The sequence below is a fragment of the Vibrio sp. STUT-A11 genome (assembly GCF_026000435.1).
In the GTDB taxonomy this organism is placed as follows: domain Bacteria; phylum Pseudomonadota; class Gammaproteobacteria; order Enterobacterales; family Vibrionaceae; genus Vibrio.
Genome location: NZ_AP026764.1, coordinates 1 through 19552 on the forward strand (window position 1 = coordinate 1; position 19552 = coordinate 19552).

Annotated in this window: 21 protein-coding genes; 10 read left to right on the forward strand and 11 right to left on the reverse strand. The window is 44.9% G+C overall.

Translation table 11 applies throughout. The features are described 5' to 3' along the window. The first annotated feature begins 17 nt into the window (after window positions 1-17). On the forward strand, window positions 18-386 hold the full coding sequence (locus OO774_RS15715) for an AraC family transcriptional regulator (protein ID WP_264907321.1): 369 nt from the start codon (window positions 18-20) through the stop codon (window positions 384-386). Between the two features lie 143 nt (window positions 387-529). On the opposite strand, the gene OO774_RS15720 is transcribed toward OO774_RS15715, so the two are convergent. Together OO774_RS15720 and OO774_RS15725 are read right to left on the reverse strand one after the other, a co-directional pair. Beyond that, window positions 530-775 (reverse strand): hypothetical protein, encoded by a 246-nt coding sequence (locus OO774_RS15720; RefSeq protein ID WP_264907322.1) that lies wholly within the window; start codon window positions 773-775, stop codon window positions 530-532. A 42-nt stretch (window positions 776-817) separates the two neighbouring features. Beyond that, window positions 818-1033 (reverse strand): DUF3820 family protein, encoded by a 216-nt coding sequence (locus OO774_RS15725; RefSeq protein ID WP_264907323.1) that lies wholly within the window; start codon window positions 1031-1033, stop codon window positions 818-820. 116 nt (window positions 1034-1149) lie between these two features. Between OO774_RS15725 and OO774_RS15730 the strand changes: the two genes are divergently transcribed. Further along, window positions 1150-1458, forward strand: coding sequence for a cysteine-rich CWC family protein (locus OO774_RS15730; protein ID WP_264907324.1), 309 nt, complete (start codon window positions 1150-1152; stop codon window positions 1456-1458). Between the two features lie 18 nt (window positions 1459-1476). Here the strand turns inward: OO774_RS15730 and OO774_RS15735 are convergent, their stop codons facing one another. Next, window positions 1477-1821, reverse strand: coding sequence for a HopJ type III effector protein (locus OO774_RS15735; protein ID WP_264907325.1), 345 nt, complete (start codon window positions 1819-1821; stop codon window positions 1477-1479). A 204-nt stretch (window positions 1822-2025) separates the two neighbouring features. Here OO774_RS15735 and OO774_RS15740 point away from each other — a divergent pair, with 204 nt between their 5' ends. Further along, the gene (locus OO774_RS15740; protein ID WP_264907326.1) at window positions 2026-3795 is read left to right on the forward strand and encodes an SMP-30/gluconolactonase/LRE family protein; all 1770 of its coding nucleotides are present in this window, start codon (window positions 2026-2028) and stop codon (window positions 3793-3795) included. A 111-nt stretch (window positions 3796-3906) separates the two neighbouring features. Here the strand turns inward: OO774_RS15740 and OO774_RS15745 are convergent, their stop codons facing one another. Together OO774_RS15745 and phhA are read right to left on the reverse strand one after the other, a co-directional pair. Beyond that, complete coding sequence (locus OO774_RS15745) at window positions 3907-4245, reverse strand: 4a-hydroxytetrahydrobiopterin dehydratase (protein WP_264907327.1); 339 nt, start codon at window positions 4243-4245, stop codon at window positions 3907-3909. Then, window positions 4235-5029, reverse strand: coding sequence for a phenylalanine 4-monooxygenase (gene phhA / locus OO774_RS15750; RefSeq protein ID WP_264907328.1), 795 nt, complete (start codon window positions 5027-5029; stop codon window positions 4235-4237). The genes OO774_RS15745 and phhA overlap by 11 nt, the downstream gene beginning before the upstream one ends. Window positions 5030-5251: 222 nt before the next feature. Here phhA and OO774_RS15755 point away from each other — a divergent pair, with 222 nt between their 5' ends. After that, window positions 5252-7225, forward strand: coding sequence for an acetoacetate--CoA ligase (locus OO774_RS15755; protein ID WP_264907329.1), 1974 nt, complete (start codon window positions 5252-5254; stop codon window positions 7223-7225). 75 nt (window positions 7226-7300) lie between these two features. Here the strand turns inward: OO774_RS15755 and OO774_RS15760 are convergent, their stop codons facing one another. Then, window positions 7301-7954, reverse strand: coding sequence for a class I SAM-dependent methyltransferase (locus OO774_RS15760; RefSeq protein ID WP_321274847.1), 654 nt, complete (start codon window positions 7952-7954; stop codon window positions 7301-7303). Between the two features lie 244 nt (window positions 7955-8198). Here OO774_RS15760 and OO774_RS15765 point away from each other — a divergent pair, with 244 nt between their 5' ends. The 6 genes from OO774_RS15765 (at window position 8199) to OO774_RS15790 (ending at window position 14465) form a co-directional block, all read left to right on the forward strand. Continuing rightward, window positions 8199-9077 carry a LysR family transcriptional regulator gene (locus OO774_RS15765; RefSeq protein WP_014234617.1) on the forward strand — a complete coding sequence of 293 codons (879 nt, stop codon included), beginning with the start codon at window positions 8199-8201 and terminating at the stop codon, window positions 9075-9077. Between the two features lie 175 nt (window positions 9078-9252). Then, a complete protein-coding gene (locus tag OO774_RS15770) occupies window positions 9253-10143 on the forward strand; it encodes a cation diffusion facilitator family transporter (RefSeq protein WP_264907331.1) in 891 nt (296 codons plus the stop codon). A gap of 287 nt (window positions 10144-10430) precedes the next feature. After that, on the forward strand, window positions 10431-11081 hold the full coding sequence (gene elbB / locus OO774_RS15775; protein ID WP_264907332.1) for an isoprenoid biosynthesis glyoxalase ElbB: 651 nt from the start codon (window positions 10431-10433) through the stop codon (window positions 11079-11081). A gap of 330 nt (window positions 11082-11411) precedes the next feature. Further along, entirely contained in the window at window positions 11412-12560 is a 1149-nt protein-coding gene (yiaY, locus tag OO774_RS15780) for an L-threonine dehydrogenase (RefSeq protein WP_264907333.1), read from the forward strand. A gap of 149 nt (window positions 12561-12709) precedes the next feature. Next, on the forward strand, window positions 12710-13786 hold the full coding sequence (locus OO774_RS15785; RefSeq protein ID WP_264907334.1) for a PQQ-dependent sugar dehydrogenase: 1077 nt from the start codon (window positions 12710-12712) through the stop codon (window positions 13784-13786). A gap of 55 nt (window positions 13787-13841) precedes the next feature. Continuing rightward, entirely contained in the window at window positions 13842-14465 is a 624-nt protein-coding gene (locus tag OO774_RS15790) for an HAD family hydrolase (protein WP_264907335.1), read from the forward strand. Window positions 14466-14535: 70 nt separating this feature from the next. Here OO774_RS15790 and OO774_RS15795 read toward each other — a convergent pair whose 3' ends face one another. From OO774_RS15795 to OO774_RS15815, 5 genes are all read right to left on the reverse strand, one after another. Further along, window positions 14536-15012 (reverse strand): Dps family protein, encoded by a 477-nt coding sequence (locus OO774_RS15795; protein WP_264907336.1) that lies wholly within the window; start codon window positions 15010-15012, stop codon window positions 14536-14538. Window positions 15013-15147: 135 nt separating this feature from the next. After that, the gene (locus tag OO774_RS15800) at window positions 15148-16365 is read right to left on the reverse strand and encodes a hypothetical protein (RefSeq protein ID WP_264907337.1); all 1218 of its coding nucleotides are present in this window, start codon (window positions 16363-16365) and stop codon (window positions 15148-15150) included. After that, window positions 16358-17071, reverse strand: coding sequence for an ABC transporter ATP-binding protein (locus OO774_RS15805; protein WP_264907338.1), 714 nt, complete (start codon window positions 17069-17071; stop codon window positions 16358-16360). Before OO774_RS15805 ends, OO774_RS15800 begins: the two co-directional genes overlap by 8 nt. Further along, the gene (locus OO774_RS15810) at window positions 17071-18306 is read right to left on the reverse strand and encodes an FtsX-like permease family protein (RefSeq protein WP_264907339.1); all 1236 of its coding nucleotides are present in this window, start codon (window positions 18304-18306) and stop codon (window positions 17071-17073) included. Before OO774_RS15810 ends, OO774_RS15805 begins: the two co-directional genes overlap by 1 nt. Beyond that, window positions 18296-19525, reverse strand: a complete 1230-nt coding sequence (locus OO774_RS15815; RefSeq protein ID WP_264907340.1) for an FtsX-like permease family protein — start codon at window positions 19523-19525, stop codon at window positions 18296-18298. Before OO774_RS15815 ends, OO774_RS15810 begins: the two co-directional genes overlap by 11 nt. Window positions 19526-19552: the final 27 nt, after the last annotated feature.

The window sequence follows — 19552 nt, forward strand, 5'->3', positions numbered from 1 at the left end:
TCCTGACTGATAATCAGATGATGCTGTCTGTTTTTGATGGTGATTTAAAACAGAGGTTGGAGGCAGTGTCCCATCGTGGTACGACTTCTGATGCAGTTTCTAAAATTTTATTAGATTTACTTCCTCAAGGTGAAAGCTCTATTGAATCTGTTGCGTCTCACATGGCAATAAGTAAGCGCACTTTACAAAGAAAACTAATTAGTGAAGGGGTTAGTTATCAAGCCGTCTTAAAGCAAGTACGGCTGCAATTAGCCGAACATTACTTGAATGAAACCGAGCTACCACTCATTGAGGTATCTTTCTTGTTGGGTTATCAAGAGCCAAACTCGTTTATTCGCGCGTACAGTTCATGGACTGGAGTGTCACCAGGACAAGTTCGTACCTAGATTGTGATTAGATTATGTAATTGTTGATTACATACCTCTGGCAAGCTTTGGGGCAAAAAAGAGTCAGCCTGGAGGTCTGACTCTTTTGAATGAAACCACATGGTATCGTGGAAGAACTTAGGGCTGTGGCAGGCTACACTCGCTTACTCTTTGGTCTGGTGACCAGTCTTCTTCGCAAGGTTTTGCATCGCCTCGGCAAACGTAGTTGTCCCGCCTTTAGCTTTAACCTGTATTACCGTATACCCCATATTTTCCAACGCTTGGCGTTCTGCTAAAACAGCTTTGTCATCTTGCTGACTACCTTGAGTAGGCTGATGAACGTAACACCCCTCTAGTTTACCATCTTCGACTAATTGGTGGTGTTTCAGTGTATCGATATCAAAATTCATAATAAGTCTTTTAATTAAAAATGGGGGAGTTTCTATGGCAGGTCATATCCGCTTCAAAGGTTTAACGACACTATCGAGCCCTTCAATCTTCAGAGCTAAACAAAGCTTTAATAGTTCACCTAACTCCCCGTCTGGCCAGCCTTTCTTATCGAACCACAGCAAGTATTCCTCCGGTAGATCTATCAAAACTCTTCCCGTGTATTTACCAAAAGGCATTTGCATTCTTGCCAGTTTTATCAGGTTTTCTTTTTCTAACATAAATCGAATAGTGGTTATCGTAAGTCGGGTAAGAGTACCACCAGTGCGATCTCCCGACCAGTTTCACTGTGCTTTATGCTAAAGTATGCGCCAATCAAAAATAGAACGAGAAAGTAATGAAGTCACCTTGTCGTGCTGCCTGTAAAAACAATGGCGGCATCTGTTCTGGATGTCACAGAACGATAGAAGAAATCATCCAATGGAAAGATAAAACGGATGAACAGCGAGACAGTTTGATAGAGCAAATTACAGGTAGCGACTCTACCCATTCATGCCCGGAGTGCGGCACTCAAGCACATTGTGATATCGCAGCTGGGAAAGAGACCTGTTGGTGTTTTGAGGTTGAGGAAAGAGACATACCAACGCCTGATAAAGCGCAATTGTGCTTATGTCGCAAGTGCCTGGAGAAAAAGCCAGTCGCCTAAACGACTGGCTAAGTTTGGTTATTTCGCTGCAAGCGCTGGTGACTCAAACTTCACACCATCCCATCCGCTAAGCATAAAGTTACGAATGTTCTGGTGATCATCATTTTCTGGATGTTGTAGAACATCTTCACGGTAAAAACGACCAAAACAAGCCAGCGTTGCTTCCTTATCCAGGTTATTTAGCAAGCCAAATGCAAAGATTTTGCATGAACCATTGTTCTCACCTGCTCCGTTTTCCGTTGCACCATTGGTAAATGCCGTCGGCGTGAATTCGTAATTCGCCTCAATCACCGCGATGGTTGTTTCAAATTCAATCTTTTCTGGTGTTGACGCTACCGCATCCAAAAATTGTTGTAGTTCCATTTTCATTCCAAATTGTTATGCCATCATGCCGGTGACATATTTGTTTCATAAAAAGCCAATATAAAGGTCATTAATCATACATATATTCATAGCCTTACCAAAACACACGTCATTTAATGCTCTAAAGCTATTTAATTTAAGAGTGAATATTTATAGCAGAATTATGCATTGATCGACATTGTATCGGATTGATAAGGAGATATCATGTCCACCCCATTTAAAGCAATAGGTGTTTTAGCACTTTCGTCACTTGCCATCGCATGTTCCTCACAGCCTGACAATACACTGGCTTCCTTTAGTGCACAGTGTAACGCGACGATTGCGCCTGTTTCTGGCGAAACCTCTATTCAAGGACTGACGTTGGTAGGGACGTCTTTTGCTGATGCTCCGTTTGATACCTCAGCAGCAGAGATTGTTAGCTATGATGCGTGTACAGACAAGCTTTATGTCGTCAACGCTCAGGCAAAACGCATCGATATCTTGTCTATGGACGAAAATAGCGCCCCATCTCAAACCACGTTTATCGATTTGAATGGTGCTGGTGAAGCTGCATCGATTGATATCGGCGCGGCCAACAGCGTTGCTGTCTCAAACGGTCTTATCGCGGTTGCGATCGAGAACAGCAACAAACAAGAAAACGGCATTATCGCCCTTTACCGCTCTGATGACTTGTCTCTTGTGACTACCTACCCAACAGGTGCACTACCAGATATGGTCGGATTTTCAAAAGATGGCCGCTATATTGCAACCGCGAATGAAGGGGAACCAAGTGGTGACTACCGTGTTGACCCGAAAGGCAGTATTACGTTAGTGGATTTGAGCCAGGGGATCACCAACGCAGAAGTCACACAAATTGGTTTCGAACAATTTGATGGCCCACGCGCCAATGAATTACCAGGCAACGTGCGTATCTCTGGTCCGAACGCAAGTGTGGCTCAAGACTTGGAGCCTGAATACTTAACCTTCGCTGACAACGGCAAAATTTACGTGGCATTGCAAGAAAACAATGCCATGGCAATCATTAACCCTGAAAGCAAATCGGTTGAGAAGATCGTCGGTTTAGGTGAGAAATCCTGGTCAGACGCTAAATTGGATGCGTCCAACAAAGACAAAATCGTTGGCAACTTCAAGAGCTACCCTCAATTGGTTGGCTTATATATGCCAGACACCCTCGACAGCTATTCAGTGAATGGCAATAGCTACATCGTCTCTGCCAACGAAGGCGACGGCCGAGAATATGGCATCAAAACCACTCAGCAAGTTTGTGACCAAGCGAGCTTTAAGTGGGATGAAGACGACTATCAAGGTACAAGCGACTACACCAGCACAGAAGGCACGTGTCTCAGTCACGTCGATGAAGTGCGCGGCAAGAAGCTTAAGGTAGCGGACGATCACCCACTGGCACCAGCGCTAAAGGACAACGCATTATTAGCACGACTCAAAGTGATCAAACCGGAGCAGACATTATCTGCCACTGAAAATGTCCAGGCGTTTGGCGCTCGCTCTTTCTCAATCTGGGATGAAAATGGTGAATTAGTTTTCGACAGCGGTGATGACTTCGCGACCATCGCTTTAATTAATCAAGGCAAACACTTCAACAGCACCAATGACAGCAATAGCAGTGGTGATGACCGAAGCGATGATAAAGGCATCGAACCTGAAGCAATCGAAACCGCAGAGATAAACGGTCGCCACTACGCGTTCATTGGCCTTGAACGCCAAGGTGGCATCATGGTTTACGACATTAGTGAACCTAGCCAAGCGGTATTCCTGCACTATGTTAACCATCGTAATTACGATCAGCCGGTATGCACACAAGTAGAAGACAGCGAGTGTGCAAATGACACTTACAACCCAAAAGCGGGTGATCTCGCGCCAGAGTCGATCAATTACTTCACTCGTAACGGTGGTCACTTTATCGCGGTAGGTAATGAAGTATCTGGCACGACGTCTGTTTACCGTATCGAGCTTTAACGCTAGATTGCTAAAGTAAAGTGGCTTCTACTAAGTTGCTCTAACTAATTTGCTTTAACGACAACGCCCAAACTGATGTTCGGGCGTTTTGCTATATAAACAAGGTTCTGGTTACTCAGCGAGAGCCAGACCGTCACATTTCGCTGCACAGATAAAGTCGTTCTTATGTAGCCCTTTTATCGAGTGACTCCACCAAGTCACCGTGACTTTACCCCACTCCAGCAAGATCGACGGATGATGAAATTCATCTTCAGCCAATTCAGCAATTTTATTACTGAACGCCCAAGCCTGCTTAAAGTTCTTAAACTTATACTCTTTTTCTAACTGAGGGATCCCTTCTCTTTCAACTATCTGCCAATCATTAAGTTGTAGCAGCAGAGACTGTTGCTCCTCGTTACTCAGTGCAATGGCATCAAGACTACAAGCTTCGCATTTTTGTTCATTCAACATGAGCAGGTTCCTTTGGTTTAAATAATGGTGGCAACAATCCAGCCCCAATCGCCTTATCGGCTTGCGTTAATAGGTTTAATTGACTGATTTGATACAGCTGTGAAAAATCGTCAATTACATAATACTTAGGTTGCATAATGTCGATGCGATAAGGTGTTCTCAGTACGGTTTGTAAATCGAACTCCTCACGAATCGCATCATCACTTTCCAATGAATAAATCGTTTCTCCCGGAGACGAGAGAATACCGCCGCCATAGATCTTGGTCTGCTCGCCTTCTTTTACTAGGCCGAACTCGACGGTAAACCAATATAATCGAGCAAGATAAGCCCTCTGCTTCGGAGTCGCAGCTTGTCCTAACTGGCCATAATGTTCCGTAAACGCGGCGAAGTCAGGGTTGGTCAACATGGCACAGTGGCCAAATATTTCATGGAAGAAGTCTGGCTCTTGCAAATAGTCAAACTCTTCACGACTGCGCAGAAACGTCGCCACAGGGAAACGTTTATTGCCTAATAAATTGAAAAACCTATCGAAATCGATAAGTGCTGGGACAGGCTCAACTTGCCATCCTGTCGTCTCCATCAGTACGCGATTGATCTCCGGAATCTGTGGAACACGATCCTCAGGTAAATCGAGCAGTGTCAAGCCATGCAGATAAGCCTGACAGGCACGGTTTTGAATCACACTCATCTGTCTCGTGACTAAGTCGCGCCAAATGGCATCTTCTTCCAGGCTCCATTCCACCCTTCCATCCTGGTCAACGGGCTTAGAATGATATTGAGTCATGGCCTTTCTCCATTAACAAATCCTTTACAATAAGCCTATCCGTACTCGTTCCAGCTTCCAATCCCTCAACCATTTTCACCGCGCCAATTGAGTGTAACAAATTATTTACAATTACATATAAGACTATGATATTGCTAACATCAAATACTTAACGGCAAGTTTGACATTGTTAGCAATTGCTTTCAGACTTAGTGTGTTATCAGCTTGTTATAGAAGGAACCTATGCGCGAGTACAACAAATTATGGCAACCGAGCGAAAGCCGCATCGAAGAAGCCAATATCACCCAGTTTATTGACCACATAAACAGGCAAGGGAATGACCTAAAAAACTATGCCGAATTGCATCAATGGTCACTCGATCATAACGAACAGTTTTGGCAAGAAGTCTGGCTGTTTTGTGATGTGATTGGAAACCAGGGCGACACGGTAAAATGTCAAGCTGAAAGTAAATGGCAACAACCGGTTCCTAACCGCGATGCTCGTTGGTTTCCTGATGCCCAAATGAATTATGCAGAGAACCTTCTTAGCTTTGCCTATCACAACCCAAATGATATTGCGATTTGGTTCGAAAACGAGCTTGAAGAGCGGCAAACTTACACGTGGCAAGCGCTCTGCGATGAAGTTTCCAGCATACAGCGATGGCTGAAAGATTGTGGCGTAAAAAAAGGTGATGTGGTTGCTGGTTATCTGCCGTATCTACCTCAAACCGTCATCGCAATGCTTGCCACAACCAGCCTTGGCGCGACCTGGACCGCTACGTCTCCGGACTTTGGCATAGACAGCGTTCTAGAACGATTTGGCCAAGTAAAACCTAAAGTTCTCTTCACTTGCGATGGCTACACATTTAACGGCAAAGTGTTTGATATGACGGATAAAAACCATCATATCTCCGAGCACTTGGATGGGCTCAAGCACGTTTGCCAGATCAACTATCTCAATCCGCGCAGCTGTGAATGTGATGTTTGTACCCAAGATTGGCAATACAATTTAAATCAATATCCTCCACAGCCTGTCACTTATACGCGTATCAACTTTAATGATCCGCTATTTATACTCTATTCTTCAGGCACAACCGGAAAACCGAAGTGTATCGTGCATTCTGTCGGTGGCACCCTACTTAACCACGTTAAAGAGCATCAACTTCATTGTGACATTCAGCCTGAAGACCGCGTGTTCTATTACACCACTTGCGGATGGATGATGTGGAACTGGCATGTTTCTACATTAGCCAGTGGTGCGTGCCTGGTTATCTTTGATGGCAGTCCAATGTACCCCAATTACAAGGTGCTGTGGAATCTGGCTAAAAGCGCTCACGTCTCACTTTTTGGTACCTCGGCAAAATACCTGGAAGCCATGGAGAAAGCCGGTTATTCAACCCAAGACAATGACCCGCTTCCATCACTGAAAACCATCTGTTCAACGGGCTCTGTACTCTACCCTGAACAATTTGATTACGTTTATCAGCATCTGAAAGAGGATGTTCATTTAGCTTCCATTTCTGGCGGTACCGATATCTGTGGCTGTTTTGTGTTAGGTAACCCTATCTCCCCGGTTTACCGTGGTGAATGTCAATGTGCGGGATTGGGTGTAGATGCAAGAGTATTCAATCCACAAGGCCATGATATTGTCGGTAAACGTGGCGAGTTAGTGTGTGCCAATTCGATTCCGAATTTCCCGGCTCAATTCTGGGATGACTCCGGAGAGCGTTACCATAATGCGTACTGGGATAAATTCGATAATGTCTGGCATCACGGTGATGATGTGGAAAGAAACGCCTCAACGGGCGGTTACGTATTCTATGGGCGTAGCGACACAACGCTAAATCCCGGAGGAGTAAGAATCGGCACGGCAGAAATTTACCAACAGGTTAATTCGATAGAAGGCATCGTAGACTCAATCGCCGTCGGAAAAGAAGTGGATAGAAACGAACAGATCTGGCTGTTTGTTCAGTTAGCAAGTAGCGACAGATTAAACGATGACATGATCGCGAAAATCAAAGCTCAGTTGAAGTCTGCCTGCTCAGCAAGACACGTACCCAGCGAGATTTTTGCCATTAGTGACATACCGAAAACCAGGTCGGGAAAGTTAGTCGAACTTGCAGTTAAACAAGTGATCAATGGCAGAGAAGTTGAAAACATCGGCGCGATAGCAAACGCACAAGTTTTAGATGAGATAAAAAAGCTTGTGTCAGCCTGATCGGGCCATGAGGCGAAGGTTACAGGCAAATAAAAGCGAGCCATGATGCTCGCTTTTTGATGTTCTGATTCGAGTCTAACGGCGACCAACACCCATTAACACAGACATTGTTTTGCCATCTGACGTAATTTCAAACACCGGCTTTGCCTCTACATCAGTAAAACCTGCTTTAACGAGAGCAGATTCTGATTGTGCTACCGTAAAGCCATCTTGCTGTGAGTCGGAGACAAAATCAAAATGAACGAAATAACCATCGTGGTTAAGTAATGAGTGCGAAATGTTTAATGCTGAATCAACATCGTCAACAAACGCTAAAACTGATGATGCAACGACGAGATCAAATTGTCCACGAAACGCTGGGTGCTGCGCAACAAGACCGCGAGATAAGGTATCGACCACTGGCTCAACATTTACCAGCTCTTTTTTATCTAGCTCTTCGATCATCTCCTCGGAGGTATCGAGTGCCACAATATCTTTGACCATTGGGGACAATAACTGACTTAATTGCCCGGTTCCACATCCAAAATCCAGTAATTTAATGCCATCAAGCTGAGTTAACTGTTGTAGCTGTTCAAACACTGACTGCGCAAATTGCTTGGTTGCGGGATTTGATTCCCAACTCTTTGCTAAGCCGTCCCAATCTTGTGCCATCGTGGCCTCCATGTTCACTTCTGATATCTCACATCTCACCGTGTGACGCCGAAAGTACTTGAGTTGAGAAGAGAACACTTTATTCTCTGTTACAAAGCGCAAAACACTTTCAGCGTGACACAAGAAGTCTCACATTAATTAACTTCTTTTGAGCGTCAAGACCTAATCTTCGCATACTCGGTATAGGGTACCCCAAAACCACAAAAAGACCATAGAGTTATCTAGCGAAATCTTGTTTTTTTGGTTAACCTTTCACAGCTTTGGGAGTCTGTCTGTAACCTATCCCTATTGATTTCAAATTACTTTTCGGTTGTGTCAAATCATGAACTTAACGCAAGTAGAAGCCTTCTGCACCATCGCTGATTGTGGGTCTGTATCCGAAGCTGCACGTCAGTTGGACTGTAACCGCACCAAGCTTAGTATGTCGATCAAAGCGTTGGAAAAGGATCTCGATGTCGAGTTGTTTACCCGAACAGGTAACCAACTCACCCTATCTGAAGCCGGAAAAGCCATTTACAAAGACTGTGAATACCTTTTGGTGATAGCGCAACGTATTCGCAAAACCTGCGGCCAGATCTCTGAGGGCTTCAATGCGGAGGTATGGGTCGCTCGCGATGACTCCCTACCCGATGACCTTTGGCAAGACTTGTCACATAAGCTGAATAACCGCTACCCATCAACAACGTTTAACATCATTCTTGCGTCCAGTGGTGACTTAGCCAACCTGGTTAGCACACATCAAGTGGATTTTGCTTTTGGTGTTGATTACGAGCGCGTTGACGATCCGCATATCGTCTATAACCCATTAGGAAAAATACGCATGATGTCAGTTTGTAGCGCCGATCACCGGTTAAGCAAAATGCGTCGCGTATCGGATGAAGAGCTACGAAGCCAAATGCAAGCGCTGATGGTGTACTTAAATGAGAAAGACAACCCAGAACTCCAGCCTTTCTCAACGCGTTACATCGGCTTCTCTAGCTTCGATTACATGTTAAACACCATCTTAGAAGAAGATGCGTGGGGCGTGCTGCCTGAGCCCTTAATTCGTCACTATCTACGCCAGCAAAAGTTGGCGGTGATTAAACACACCTACGGTTTAACCCAAGAAGACTACTGTATGTTTTCGACAAATGGTCAAATTGAGCACCCTGCAATGACATGGTTAGCGGATAAACTCAGCGATTATTTATTTGACTTCTAAACACTTTGCACTGAGAGTCAATTTTATTGACAGCAAAATCGTGGTGTATATTGTTGTTTTTATTAAAAATTAATTAAAACCCTTTTTATCCATCTGGTTACTGGTCAAATTATGGTTGCCTAATAAGCCTTGTAGGCGAAGAATATAGCGGTATAAAAACTACAAGGTATATATCATGTGTGTCAGGACAAGCAGAAACGAAAACCATATTTTAACTATTTCAGCCCTTTTAGCGTCAGGCTTCGCTGCTGGTGGTATGGTACTAGGCTTGCTTGTTGGCTCAATTGTGATCGTTTTTGATGGTGTCTACTCTTTAGTCAGCTTACTGTTAACATTATTGTCACTGGCAGCCTCTTATTACATTAACAAGCCATCGAAGTCGGTGTTTCCATTTGGCAAAGCGGTGCTGGAGCCAATCGTTATTGCGATCAAGGCAACAGTTATTTTGATTGTTGTGCTATTTTCTCTTTACTCAGCGATTTCAGCAGTGATGACTGGCGGTCGAGAAGTCGACGCGTCTATTGCGACAATCTTTGGTGTTGTAAACGTTATTGGTTGTGGTTACGCATGGTGGTTTATGGCAAAAAGAAGCCGCAACTACTCATCAGGCCTAATCGAAGCAGAGACAAAACAGTGGCAAATGGACACCTTATTAAGTGTCGCAGTTACAGTTGGTTTTGTAGCCACATGGTTAGTGTCCTTGTCTCCATTTGCTCAATACGCTGCTTATGCTGACCCAATGATGATGCTGTTGATGGGCTTCTACTTTTTGAAAGTCCCGTTTGATATGTTATGTGGTGCATTACGAGAACTGCTGATGATGGCACCAAGCAAAGAGCTTTGTCAGGTGGTCGATAACGACGTACTTGAGATAGAAAAAATATCGGACCATCAACTGAAAGTGGCAGGCATCACCAAAGTTGGGCAAGAGCTACGAGTAAACATTGATCTGCATGTTGACGACGATACCTTAGCGTTGGATACGTTAGAAAAGACGCGTAAGCAGTTAACCACCCGCTTGTCGAAACATAGGTTTAAATTGCAGCTCCAGCTTAATGTCGCTTAAAACCTTGACACAAAGCTCCCAAATTCGGGAGCTTTGTGAATTTCCCGTTGCGCAACTCTTTTCTACCAAAACGGTGCTGCTTCAACAAACAATGTGATAAAAATCAGTAATGAAATTATTCCGTTACCTGTTTGGAGCACATATAAAACATTTTTTACAAAATCTGCTTAGCCCCTTTATAGTCAGCGACTATGATGAAAAGAACACACAAGTGAAATTGTCGAAATTAATCTGTCTGTAAAAATAGAGCGCAACAGACAGAACTCTCGGACTAAAGGGACTCTCAAATGAAAAAAATCGCAGTTATCTTCAGCGGTTCTGGTGTTTACGACGGAACAGAGTTACATGAAGCTGTATTAGCACTCCACGCCATTGAAAAAGAAGGGGCAACTTGGCATTGCTTCGCGCCTAATATTGACCAGCTGCATGTGATTAATCATCTGACTGGAGAAGAAATGGATGAAACCAGAAACGTCTTGGTGGAGTCAGCACGTATCGCACGCGGAAATATTGAAGACGTGGCACGATTAAATGTCGAAGAATTTGATGCGTTACTTCTACCTGGTGGTTTTGGTGCAGCGAAAAACTTAACGGACTTTGCGGTATCTGGCGCTGAGTGCTCAATCAACACCCACGTAGCACAAGCCTGCCGTGCGTTCGCGCATGCCGACAAACCTGCCGCTTACCTGTGTATCTCACCTGTCATTATCCCGATGATTTATGAGCAGGGCGTAAAAGGGACTATAGGCAACGATGAAGCGACTTCCGCCGCCTTCAATCAAATGGGCGGTGAACATATCGAATGTAGTGTTGATGAGTTTGTTTTTGATGAGCAACACAAGGTCCTTTCTACACCAGCTTATATGTTAGCCGAGAATATCTCTCAAGCGGCTTCTGGCATCGAAAAACTCGTATCAAAACTTGTCGAAATCGCATAGTTATTGACAAATAACTTAAGAACCAATCTTTCATCCTCATTGATAAATCTAATATCAATGAGGATTTCTTATACTTTAGTCTAATTTAGATATAAATCATCAATAAACCTTAATTATTGACAACTTTTTACGTCACTAGTTTCATATTTAAGCTACGTTATAGTAATGTTGCACCTACATGATGTGCAACAAGATCGCTATCACAAATCCTCTAATTGGTACGAGTTCCAGCTGGCTTAGTTTGTTTTGGATTAAGTTGGAGCTCGAAAAAGGTGTGTGACAGCAATTTTCCATTAATAACAATCTATAAGAACGACGGAGCAATCCCATATGACTAGTGCATTTTTTATCCCTACGGTAAACCTAATGGGCGCAGGTTGTCTTAAAGACGCCGCGGACAGTATTCAATCACAAGGCTTTAAAAAAGGGTTGATCGTTACCGATAAAATCCTTAACCAAATCGGTGTGGTTGAGCAGGTTCAAGGCCTTCTTAACGAAAGAAGTGTCGCAACCGTGGTGTTCGATGGCACTCAGCCAAACCCAACGATTAACAACGTTAATGACGGCTTAGCACTTTTAAAACAGAACGAGTGTGACTTTGTCATCTCACTTGGTGGTGGCTCACCACACGATTGTGCGAAAGGTATCGCCCTCGTCGCAGCAAACGGTGGACACATTTCAGATTACGAAGGCGTTGATCAATCTGCTAAACCAATGCTGCCACTTATCGCCATCAACACAACCGCGGGTACGGCATCAGAAATGACACGCTTCTGTATCATCACCGATGAAGAGCGTCACATTAAGATGGCAATTGTAGATAAGCACACGACACCACTTATCTCAGTAAACGACGCTGAGCTAATGCTTGCAAAACCTGCTTCTCTGACCGCAGCAACCGGTATGGATGCACTGACTCACGCTATCGAGGCTTACGTTTCAATTGCAGCCACTCCGATTACAGATGCGGTTGCAATTAAAGCGATTGAACTGATTGAGGCACACCTACGCACAGCAGTGAAAAACGGTGAGAACCTGGAAGCACGTGAGCAAATGGCTTACGCACAGTTTATGGCGGGTATGGCATTTAACAACGCATCACTGGGTTACGTTCATGCGATGGCACACCAGCTAGGTGGTTTCTACGATCTGCCACACGGTGTATGTAATGCAATCCTGCTTCCTCACGTACAACGCTACAATGCGCAAGTCTGCCCAGAGCGCTTGACTGATGTAGCGAAAGCAATGGGCGTTAACGTGGAAGGCATGTCACCAGAGCAAGGGGCAGCAGCCGCGATCGACGCGATAGAGGCACTTGCGAAAGACGTTGGTATTCCAGCGGGTATCAAAGAACTTGGGGCGAAGTTAGAAGACATCCCAACCTTGACAGATAACGCACTAAAAGACGCTTGTGGCTTCACTAACCCAAAACAAGCGACTCACGAGGAGATCACTGCAATATTCGAAGCCGCGATGTAAATCGAATAAGCGTTTACTCTTACTCACTTAATCCCATCCCCGATTGCCATATCGGGGATTTTTACATCTATATACAAAACATATTCTGACAAAACTGTTGTTATAGTGTTAATTTTTAGAAACAAACACGCTTTAAATTGGACACAGCCATGAAAACTGTTATCACCACCCTTATCGTTTGTTTTGCTCTTTCCAGCCACGCTGCCGACTATCAGGCAGAAGAAGTGGCTAACGGATTCAATGTCCCTTGGGGAATAGAATTTCTTAATGAGAAACAGGCCGTGATTAATGAGAAGAATGGCACTATTTCATTGCTGAATATCGAAACAGGTCAACGCGAAAAGCTCTTTTCAGTCTCAGGCGTCAGCACTACCGGTCAAGGAGGCTTACTTGACGTTGCCGTTGCACCAAATACGGATAAAACGCAACCAACGCTTTTCTTTACTTACAGTAAGCGAACCAGCAAAGGCAATACCGTCGCCCTTGCTAAAGCCAGGTTACAAGAAAACCAACTGACAGGATGGAAAGACCTTTTTGTCGCAGATGCAATTACTGATACCGGGCGACATTTTGGTAGCCGTATTGCGTTTATCGATAACAAAGTTTACTTCTCGATTGGTGACCGTGGTGATCGTGATAACGGGCAAAACAGACAAACGCATGCGGGATCAATTCTGCGTTTAAATTTGGACGGCACCATCCCTGCAGACAACCCTTTCACTGAGCCTAACGTAAAGCCTGAAATTTGGAGTTATGGCCATCGTAACCCTCAAGGTTTGTACTTTGATCAAGCGACCAATCAGCTTTGGTCAATCGAGCACGGTCCCCGAGGTGGCGATGAGATTAATCTGATTAAGAAAGGAGCGAACTACGGCTGGGCCAGAGTCTCTCAAGGAAAAGAATATTGGGGTCCGCTAGATGTCGGCGAAGCGAAATCTCTACCGGGGATGGAAGATCCCAAACTCATCTATATTCCTTCTATTGCTCCGAGTAACTTAGTGGTATACCGCGGTGACAAGTACCCAGACCTGGACGGCAAAATTGTTGCGGGAGCGCTTAAGCTTACACACCTCAATGTGGTTTCTATCGAAAATGGTAAGCTCACTGAATATCAACGCCTGATGGACGATCTTGGCGAGCGAATCAGAGACGTCACGATCAGTCCCAATGGTTATCTCTATTTTTCGACTGATAGCGGAAAAATCTTCCGCCTTGAGCAGAAGTAAATCAAATTTAGATTATAATTAAGCTGTTGTTTTAAATTTATTTTATGAGGTCATAATGGTTCCTTTTCCACTAGTCGCCGACAAGATCAAAGCCGTTATTTTTGATCTAGATAACACCCTGGTGAGTTCCGATATGAACTTCCAAACTCTGCGTCAACAATTAGGGTGCCCGAACTCAGAAGACTTATTAGACTTTGTAGAAAGACTGGAACATCCTCACCATAAAGAGCATGCACACAATGTAATTTTTGATCACGAAATCTCCGATGCCGAACAATCTTCCCCAATGACTGGCTGTCACGAACTTCTGGCGTACCTGAACAAACAAGCGATGAAAACGGCCATCGTGACACGTAATTGCCTGATTGCTACTCAACGTAAGCTTGAGCACAACCAGATCGAAGTTGAGCGAGTGATCACGCGCGAATGCTACCCACCCAAACCCGACCCGTTGTCCCTGCAAGTGTTAGCGAAAGAGTGGCGGTTGATGCCCGATGAAGTACTTTACGTCGGTGACTACTTATATGATTTACAAGCGGCTTACAACGCACAAATGCCCTCTTGTCTTGTCCATCATGGCAATCTAACTGAGTTCCACTCATCCGCGTCTCTTGCGGTAAAAGAGCTCTCTGATCTGTTAAATTACTTCGAATCATCCATGTTAAGACAAAGCAGATAGCCCACTTTTACAAAAATAAAAAAGAGCACCTCAGTGCTCTTTTGTCTTTTTCCCGATTCTTTTTCATGCCTTACTGAAGGTAAGCGTTAAGCATCCACATCAGTTTTTCTTGCTCACGAATATAGTCGCCCATCAATGCCGCGGTACCTTCATCGCCCGCCTCGCCGGCATTGAATAGAATTTCACGCTGATTAAGCAAAAGGATACCGAAGCCATCAACCAAGCCTTTGATGCAGTCGTCACCCGATGTTGCGTTTTGGTGCTCTTTGATTTCGCTTGATTCCAGATAGTGGCTGAATGCATGCGCTGGCGTGTAACCTAACGTCAAAATACGCTCAGCCAGCTCGTCAATCTTCACTTGTAGGTCAGTATAGATCTCTTCAAATTTCACATGTAGTTCAAAGAATTGATGCCCTTTGATGTTCCAGTGGTAACCACGAGTGTTCATGTACAACACTTGGTAATGGGCAAGTAGCTGGTTCAGCTGTTGTGCTAGTTGCTCAGACTGTTCGCGATCTAGACCAATTAGGCTTACTTGTGTGCTCATATCTTGCTCCTGTATGTAATTAAAAATTTATTTGCAGTGTTTTCTGCTGATGGAGTTATATTAGATCGAAGCATTGAGTAACGAAATTCGGTTCTAGCTATAGCTCTGATAACTTAATTCTATAGTTGTATCGCACTAGAAGCTGTATCGAATATTTGCATACAATAGCGTGGCAGGCGCTTCACCAAACAAGCTATTACTTTCACCGCTAAAACATTGCACAACCGTGAGTAGCTGCCAGTCAGTAGCAAGAGAGTAGTTGCTCGAAAGACCGGCAAAATAGGAACCGTCATCATAGTAGCTAACGGATGCCGTCAGACGGTTAAGGGAGGTGAGGTCAAAGCTGACATCAGCGTAAAGCGTGTTCTGAGTAAAACTCAGCGTTTTCGCATTCAGAGGCAAGTTAAGATAAGCCAGTGCACTGGAGGCCTCAACAGGCTCAGAAATAAATAACCACGCCATGCGTCCCAGCCAGCTGCGCTTTCCTCCAAAGCTGTAGTCTGATTCAAGGCTCGCTACCATTGACGATTGAGTGAGTTGCCCCTGGTATTCCGATTCTATCGGATCAAACCATGAGAGCTCACCACGCACGCCAGCTTCGTAGATGTCCGTTGCAAACCCGGCGCCAAGAACAAAGTCACGGTTGGCTCTCCCTGCAATCACCTGATAATCCCAGCCGGATTGATTGGCGAAATAGCGCAGAGAGACACTATTTTTATCTGGCGACTCCACTGGCGCGAAAATTAAATCAATACCATCAGCAAACCCCAGCTTTTTGCTTACCATTAACGCATCGGTGCCCGCTCGCTCTTCATAGTCAAAGTCATAAATCGAGTAAGCATTGTAAATATCGTTTGGGTTCCAGATCGTGTTCATCGACCAGTTAACACGAAACCGGCCAAGCATTGCGCTCCAGTCTTCTTCACGCCAGGTAATATAAAGTCGATCGAACTGAGTATTGAGGATGACGGAGTCTTCGCGCCAGTTTTTGCTCAAATCAAAGTACCCGTTATCCAAGGCAACGAGCTGTGGATATTGGGCAATATCAAGCGCATCGCCCCACAACGCACGATTTCTCATCCCAATATTAATCCGCCAGTTGGGCGAAAATCGATACTCCAGATTAAAGCGGTTATGAATCAAGTGATCGAGTGTATTACTCTGATTCTCGGCAATGTTATAGGTTGCCATGTACTTGATATACCCATCGAAGTCCCATGCTTTTTCAGGCTCAATTCCCGGAATGCTGGCAACTGTATGAAAGCTTACGGCAGTCAGAACGATGGCGCTTAACACTTGGTAAACGCCAACTTTGGCTACCAGATTTGAGGAACTTGATGTACGCCTAGGCATGAGTTCGCTCCGCATGATTACCGATGTTGCTAAAATCTCTGGCTAAACGGCCGTCTTCGAAAACAATAATTCGATGTGCACGTTTGATCACTCTGGGATCATGCGTGGAGAAGATAAACGTCGTGCCTTCTTGCTCACTCAACTGCTCCATGATATCGAGCAACTCTGCGGTACTTTTCGCATCTAAATTAGCCGTAGGTTCATCCGCCATAACAAAGCGAGGTTTGGGCGCGAGCGCACGTGCGACGGCCACGCGTTGTTGTTGTCCGCCCGACATTTTACTCGGGCGTTTGTGCATCTGTTCAGATAGCCCGACTTGCTCTAGTAACGAGGAAGCTCGTTCCCGGCACTCTCTTTCACTCTTTCCCTGCAATTGCATCACAAACTCGACGTTCTCCAACGCGGTTAACACTGGTAGCAGACTGTAATCCTGAAAGATAAAACCGATATTGTCTCTTCGATACGCGATCAACTCTTTCTCCGACATCTCCGAAATTACACAACCATCAATTTCCACCCGGCCTGATGTTGGCGCGTCAATGCCACCAAGCATATTCAACAGGGTTGTTTTCCCCGAACCAGACGGCCCCATAATGGCAACAAACTCGCCCTGTTTGATTTCCAAGTCCACGCTCTTAACGGCATGCACTGGAAAGTCACTTTTGGGGTTGTAGGTTTTGCTTAATTGTTCGAGTTTAATCGTCATCAAGTTTTCTCCGCCATGGCATCCACAGGTCTTTGCTTGAGTATTTGTCGCGCCGGGTACCAAGCCGCAAGCAGACTCGCAACAAAAATCGCTACAATGATCATCTGGTACTCATAAAAAGACACTCTTGGAAACAGCAAAGTATCGACACCGTAAGCGCCTAACCCATCAGCAAGACCACTAAGCGACAGCCCGGTAATACTCAGGACCTTCAGCATGATTGCACTCCCAGTTAATCCAAGCGTACAACCAGACAAGCCGAGAAATAACGTCTCTAAGATGATCAGTATGCGGATTTTGTGGTGCTGCATACCTACCGCCATCAATACGCCGAATTCTCTGGTACGCTCGAATACCGACATCAGCATGATATTGATAATACCCAGCGTCATCGCTAAGACAAACACCACCAGCATGATCTGATTCGAAACGTCCATTGAGCTCATCATCGTCGAAAGTAATGGTTGTATTTCTTCCCATTTCCTGACGATTAAATGATCTTTCGACCTGTTCGAAAGTAGCGTCTGAGTAAACCATTTTGTTTGCTCTAACGTGTTATCGTCATTGGATTTAAGTAGAATGGAAATCTCGTGCGCGCCTTTTAAACCCGCGATGTTTTCCAGATCTGCCTTGCGCACATAGGTATTACCCTCATCAAACGTCGTGGATGGTGTTTTGAATATTCCCTTTACCCGAAAAGCTGCACCAGATACATCGCCATTGATATCTGAAATCGTCAAAATTACTTTGGAGCCTACACGCAGATTTAATCTCTTAGCGGTTTTCTGGGACACTAAAATAGGATTTCTCCCCTCTTCATCCAGCCATTGCCCTAACAATATGTGCTCAGCCAACGGTGTGATCTTCTGCTCTTGCACAATGTCGATACCATTGATGCGAATACCACGTGTACTGCGCGCAGAGGCGATCATTCCATCAGCGAGAAAACGTTCAGACACGGCTTTCACTTGCTGCTGGTTGGCTAATGTTGCCGCAATAACATCCGCGTTTGGAATAATCTCTTCCAGTTCAGGATTAATCAAATACTGCTCTTGATGGATCTGCAAGTGGCTGGTTTGCCAGGAGATTGCATTTTTAATCATGCTATCAACCAGGCCGTTCATAAATCCTATCATGGCAACCACACCCATCAGACCAAACACCATCGCCCCAATCATGATTGATGTTCTGAGCTTGTTCCTCCATAGGTTTCTCCACGCTAATTTAATCAACATGCGAACCTCCTTTGAGACCGCTTGCGATAGGGAGGCGTAATAAGCGCAGCATAGGATAAAGAAGACATAAAAAGAGGATAACGAACACAACTGAGATTTGAGTCAAAGCTAAATGAGGGTCAAGAGAGACAGGGACAATTGGCTCGAACCCGGTTTCCAACATCATTTCAGCCGCCTCTCCGGTAATTTCAATCGGGTTAAAGTAAAAATAAACCAGTACCGGGGCGCTGATCATCAAGCCAAGCAGTACGCCGATGAATGAGATAAACAGCGACTCAATCGCCAGCAACGAAATAAGTTTCCCTCTCAGCATCCCAGTCGCCAACATGACCGCAAATTCGCGCTGCCTTTCTAACGTGGTCATCAAAATGGTGGCAAACAGACCAAAGCCAACAATGCCGTAGAGGATATAAATTAAAAATATTCCTCCTGCTTTATCGAGGGCAATCTGTTGCGATAGTTCGGGTGACAGTGCTTGCCAATCTTTCACCGCCACTTCTTTACCATAATCTCTGCGCAGCTGGTCTACGACACTCGATAAACCGCGCAAATTTTCCGTATTGAGAACCCAAGCTGTCACTTGTTTATCCAATGAAAATAGCGCCTGAGCCGTATCGATTGGCATGTAGACCAATTGAGAGTCGAGTTGCTGCAGCGGGAAGTGCAAAATACCCGCAACGCGATACAACCCTGCTGCAGTTTGACCGTGATAACCCATGCCATACAAGACCAATTCATCACCAACGTCTAAATGGAGGTATTGGGCCAGTCTTCCACCCACAAGTACTGCATTTTCTCCCGTAGCGATGTAACTCCCTTTGACTATTTTGTCGCTAATACTGGAGTAGTTGTCCTCGGCTTTTGGATCAACCCCCAATACCAAAGTGCCCTTTGAGAATTCATCTTTCGCCGCTAGCGCAAACGACTCGACTCTTGGCAGAACAACATCAATGTTGGGGTTATCCATCGCTGAGGAAATAAACGACTCGGTTTGTGGCAAAACATCATCAATACTTGAAGTTTCACTGAACTGCGGGTTTTGTAATTGGATCAACCCCGTATAGAACTTTGCCGCGTTTTTTATATTCGACGTGTAACTGCCTTCTTGAAAAGCGCGTGTTATCAGGGAAAGGAAAAGCACCAGAGCCAGCGCTGTCGCCGTTAGCAACGTCCGCCGTTTTTGCCGCCATAGATTTCGCCAAGCAAGTTTCATCAGCATAAGCTATTGCCTTCCTTAGTCATGACA